The 3251-nt window shown below is 76.9% G+C and carries 3 protein-coding genes; 1 reads left to right on the forward strand and 2 read right to left on the reverse strand.

Annotation, left to right across the window (positions count from 1 at the left end; all coding sequences use genetic code 11):
* Window positions 1-149: 149 nt before the first annotated feature.
* On the reverse strand, window positions 150-758 hold the full coding sequence (locus KIK08_RS38235) for a flavodoxin family protein (protein ID WP_214408195.1): 609 nt from the start codon (window positions 756-758) through the stop codon (window positions 150-152).
* 64 nt (window positions 759-822) lie between these two features.
* Entirely contained in the window at window positions 823-2070 is a 1248-nt protein-coding gene (locus KIK08_RS38240; protein ID WP_214408196.1) for a glycosyltransferase, read from the reverse strand.
* A gap of 377 nt (window positions 2071-2447) precedes the next feature.
* On the opposite strand from KIK08_RS38240, the gene KIK08_RS38245 reads away from it, so the two are divergent.
* Window positions 2448-3251 (forward strand): PAS domain-containing protein (locus KIK08_RS38245; RefSeq protein WP_214408197.1); only part of this gene is annotated, 804 nt, incomplete at its 3' end.

Raw genomic sequence — 3251 nt, forward strand, 5'->3', positions numbered from 1 at the left:
GCCCGCCGGAGGCCGAGGCCGAGGACCGCCCCGGCCGCCCCGAGCGCCGGCCGGTCCGGCCGGTCGTGCCGCGGGTGCACCCGGCGGCCGGCCACCTCGCCCCGGACGGGCAGCGCGCCCTGCCCAGGGCCACGTAGGCGGCGGACCGCTCAGGAGGGCACCGGGTACGGGGACTCGCGCAGCACGCGGGCCAGGTGCGCGGCGTTGGCGGCCAGTGTCTTCGTCGTCGACGCGACGGGCTCCGGCGTGCTGTCGAGGTCCTTGTAGTCCACCCCGGACATCGCCTCGCCGTTCCAGTAGACCGAGCCCTGCGACGGCACGCTGAGCCCGATGTCGTTCAGCGCCTGGAACACGTCGGCGACGATCTTGTGGGCGCCGTCCTCGTTGCCGACCACGGCCACCACCGCGACCTTGGTGGCCATGCTCGGCCGACCCTCGTCGTCGGTCTCGCCGATCTCGGCGTCCAGGCGCTCCAGCACCCGCTGGGCGACGCTGCTGGCGTGCCCGACCCAGGTCGGGGTGGCCAGCAGGACGATGTCGGCGCCCAGCAGCCGGGCGCGCAGCGCGGGCCAGGCGTCGCCCTCCCCCATGTCCTTCTGCACGCCCGGGCGGACGTCGTGGTCGACGACGCGGATCGTCTCGCCGACGACGTCGTGCTCGGCCAGCGCGGCCAGCACCTGGTCGATCATCAGCTGGGTGCTCGACTCGGTGGGCGACGGGCTCAGGGTGCAGTTCAGGGCGACGGCGGACAGGCTCATGCCCTGGCGGTACCACCGCGGGAGCGGGCGAAACGGCGGCCCCACCGGGCGGGGGCCGCGGGCGTCAGTGGACCCCCTCCTCCAGGAGCTCGTCGTCCGCGGGGCGCTCGGCGGCCCGCAGGTCCAGCACCCCGGCGTAGACGGCCTCGGTGGCGGCCGCGATCCGCGCCCAGGTGTAGCGGGAGACCACGCGGTCGCGCCCGGCGATGCCGTAGGCGATCGGCATCGCCCGGTCGGCGAGCAGCGCGCGCAGGGTGTGGGCGAGCCGGTCGGGTCGGGACGGCGGCACGTGGACGCCGGTCACCCGGTCGACCACGATGTCCTTCATCCCGCCGACCGCGGTCGCCACGACGGCGCGGCCGCAGGCCATCGCCTCCAGCGCCACCGTGCCCAGCGAGTGGTGGCGGGGCGCGCGGACCACGAGGTCGGCCGAGCGGAGCAGGCGCGGGACGTTCTCGCGGGCGACGCGGCCCAGGAAGCGCACGCGGTCCGCCACTCCCGTGGTCGCGGCCACGGCGAACAGCCGGCGCAGGTCGGGCTCGGCGTCCGGCTGCCCGGCCCGCGCTCCCCCGCCGACGAGCAGTTCCGCGTCGGGGACCCGGGCCAGCGCGGTGATCACGTCGTCGACGCCCTCGCCCGGGGCGAGCCCGCCGAGGGTGACCAGCCGCGGGCGCTCGCCGCGGACCAGTGCGGGTCCGTCCGGTCGGAAGGTCTCGACGTCGACGCCGTGCGGGACGATCGAGATCCGCTTGCGCGGCGCGCCCATCCGGACCAGCTCGAACAGCTCGTCCTCGCAGGTGGCCACGACGCGGTCGGCCCGCCGGGAGATCACCTGCTCGGCGGAGGGCCGGCCGGCGGGGCCGGCGTGCTCGCTGTCGTGGCGGCGCTGGACGTGGCCCAGGCCGTGGAACGTCTGCACCAGCGGCACCTCCAGGTCCCGCACCGCGGCCAGGGCCGCCAGTCCGGACATCCAGTGGTGGGCGTGCACGACGTCGGGGCGGTCGGCGCGCCAGGCGCGGGCCAGCTCGTCGGCGAGCTTGGGCACGTGCGCCACCACGCGGTCGTCGGGCAGCCGGTTGGTCGGCCCGGCGGTGACGGGGTGCAGGTGCGCGCTGCCGCCGGACGCGTCGGTGGCGAGCTCGACGACGTCGGGCAGATCGGGCGAGTCCCGCCGGGCCAGCACGGTGACCCGGTGCCCGGCGGCGGCCAGGGCCAGGGCCAGCTCGCGGACGTGGACGTCCTGGGCGACGGGGTCGTGGGCGTCGGGGGCCGTCAACGGGCTCGCGTGTTCAGAGACCATCGCGACGTGCATCGTCAGTTCCTCCTGGCCGCGGTCACCCGGGCGATCGGGTGCGGGCGGCGGATTCCGTGCGGGCGTGGGTGATTCGGGTCCTGGTCGTCGTCCGGGTGGTTCGGTCGGATCCGGTCGGGTAAGCCCCCGCCACGAACGGCACGGGGACGGGCTGAGGACAGGAGACGCGGAACGGGATCGGCGCGGTCCGGCACCTCGGTGACACCGCTCGGATCGGGCGTGAGCGGCACGGTCCGGGCGGGAGTCACCACGTCCGGGATATGGCCGGAGACGGCCGTCCTAAACCCCGGGGGCCCGACTACTACGCTACGTAGTTGCCGGGAGGTCGCCCACGCCGTGGTACGTCGCCCTGCTCACCGACCCGGACGGAGGACTCGATGTCCGCGAACGGCGGATGCGGTACCACCGTCGCGGCAGCGGCGTTCGACGCCCTGCCGGAACCGGTGTGGGAGCTGCACGGCGAGGACCTGCTCGTCACGGCCGCGAACCGGGCCGCCCGGGCGGTCGCCGCGACCGACGTCGTGGTGCCGGGCAGCCGCTTCGACGCCGTCGGCCCCGGTCTCGACGACCCCGAGCTGCTCGCCGCGCTGCGGCACGTGCTGCGCACCGGCGAGCCCGTCCGCGACCTGCGGTGGACCCGCCCGGCGACCCCCCGGACCGGATCGACCCGGTACTCGGTCGACGCCGACCAGGTCCACGCGCTCGACGGCAGCGTCCGCGGGGTGCTGGCCCGAGCCCGCGAGACGGGCGCCCCGCACGGCGGGCTGCGGCTGATCGACGGCGGGGGCGGCGGTGTCGAGGGCGGTGGTCTCGGGGTCGGCGGTGTCGGGGGTGTCGAGGTCGCGCCGGCCGCGCCCGCGCTGCCCGCGCACATGCCCGACCGCGTCCCCGTCGTGCCCGGGGCCCGGATCGCCGCCCACCACGTCGACGCCTCCCACGCGGTGCGCACCGGGGAGTGGTTCGACGTCGTCGCGCTCCCCGGCCAGCGGGTCGCCCTGGCCGTGGGCACGGTGGGTCGGCTCGATTCGGCCGCCGCCGAGGCCGCCGCGGCGGCCGCCCTGCGCGCCGTGCTGGCCGACTGCCTGCTGGCCGGCGGCGGCGTCGCCGACGCGCTGGCCCGGCTCGACGCCGTGGCGGCGCGCACCCCGACGCTGCATGGTTCGACCGTCGCGCTGGCGCTG

The sequence above is a fragment of the Pseudonocardia lacus genome, assembly GCF_018531445.1.
GTDB classification, from domain to species: domain Bacteria; phylum Actinomycetota; class Actinomycetes; order Mycobacteriales; family Pseudonocardiaceae; genus Pseudonocardia; species Pseudonocardia lacus.